Source organism: Lactobacillus sp. UMNPBX17, from assembly GCF_002553735.1.
Lineage (GTDB): Bacteria > Bacillota > Bacilli > Lactobacillales > Lactobacillaceae > Lactobacillus > Lactobacillus gallinarum.
Genome location: NZ_PCYT01000132.1, coordinates 1 through 1582 on the forward strand (window position 1 = coordinate 1; position 1582 = coordinate 1582).

General features: G+C 33.9%; 1 protein-coding gene. It reads right to left on the bottom strand.

Annotation, left to right across the window (positions count from 1 at the left end):
- Positions 1–15 precede the first annotated feature (15 nt).
- Entirely contained in the window at positions 16–1536 is a 1521-nt protein-coding gene (locus CP368_RS09885) for an Fn3-like domain-containing protein (RefSeq protein WP_098046053.1), read from the bottom strand.
- Positions 1537–1582 lie beyond the last annotated feature (46 nt).

Consider the following 1582-nt stretch of genomic DNA (forward strand, 5'->3'; position numbering starts at 1 on the left):
ATTAGATAAAATCTATCAAACAGCGTAAGTGTTCAATTTATTATTGCAATTTACGACTTTTTTATTTTCATGATAATCAGCACTGTTGGTATCAAATGGCATACCAGTAATTGCATTCCAAACACTAACTTCAGCTTTACCTGCAACTGGCGCAATATTCCTAGTTTCACTAGCCGTATTATCTGGAGCATCACTCACAGCTATAGTAATTTTATTTTGAGTATTTGCTAAAGCTGCGAGTTCCTCAGCATCCAATTTAACAGTGAAATGACCTTTAGTTTTATCATCATTGTCAAACTGATTTTGGCCTTCATTTAATTTGAAACCGAAAACTTTATCATTAATAGTAACAGTACCATATGAATAATCAGTGAAGCCAACACCAGTATCTTCATAGCTACCAGTTAGAGTATTAGTTTGAGTATCATAATTGAAACTCTTAAATACAGGCTTAGTCGTATCAATGATAATTGGCATATCATGAGTTTGAACTTGATGAGGTCCCTTATTATAAAGTGTTGCTATGAAGCGATAAGTATATTGACCATCTGGCGCTACTTCCATTTTGCCGGTCTTTTTATTGTAAACTTTACCGTCCCATTTATACTCATCTGTACTTACCGTAGTTTCAGAGCTGTGATTGTCATAATATGATTTAGCTACGTCTTTTGCATCAGTAACTACTCGTATTACTTCACCCTTGTCATTAAGGACTTCAATCTTAAGATCCTTGATATTTTGTTTTAAGTACATAAATAGTAATACATAATCACTCTCATTATCATCATTAGGTGAAAATGCAACTTTACCACTATCATAAACTTGAGTAGCTTGTTGCCATTTATAATCGGCATTATCTTGTTTTTTCTGCTTAACAAATTGCTTTAATGAATATTCATCGGCAATACCACGTGGATAATTATCTTCATTAGTAAGACGGTTGCCTAAAATATCAGTATTGTCTTCATTAGCGTTTTTATCAAAGACGTGCTCATTAGTCATATCACCATAATAACCAAGATATGGTACAAAAAGATCTACCTGACCGTTGTTACCTGCAAAATGCAAATATCCTTCAACTAATTGATTCTTTTGCAAACCAGTCAGCTTTAAAGTATAGGCAAATTTAGCAGTTGAATTTGGAGCAATAGTAATACTATTTTCTCCATCAACACGTGCACCTGCTAATTGGACATCACTAAACAATCCAGTATCTGGATCACGATCTTCAGTATATCCTCCACCCAAATCATCAAAGGTATAAGTTTGTTCCTTGTCACTTAAATTATGGAAAGTTAAGTTGAAATTAGTTGAATCTTGAATATTGTGTAAGCTAAGTGAACTAGTTCCATCATCGGCAGTAATATAAACTGGTGATGATGTTGCTGCACCAGCATTAATTTGACCAGCACCTTGTCTACGAGGAGACACAATAGCAGAATTATCACTATTTACGTCTAACTGTGGATTAGCAGTACTCATTATCAAGCCCTTCACTGCTTGAACTAAAGCTGCACCATGTAAATTCAATGTCATTAAGTTAAGACATTGACAATTAATATTAGACTTTTAAAGCACTGAT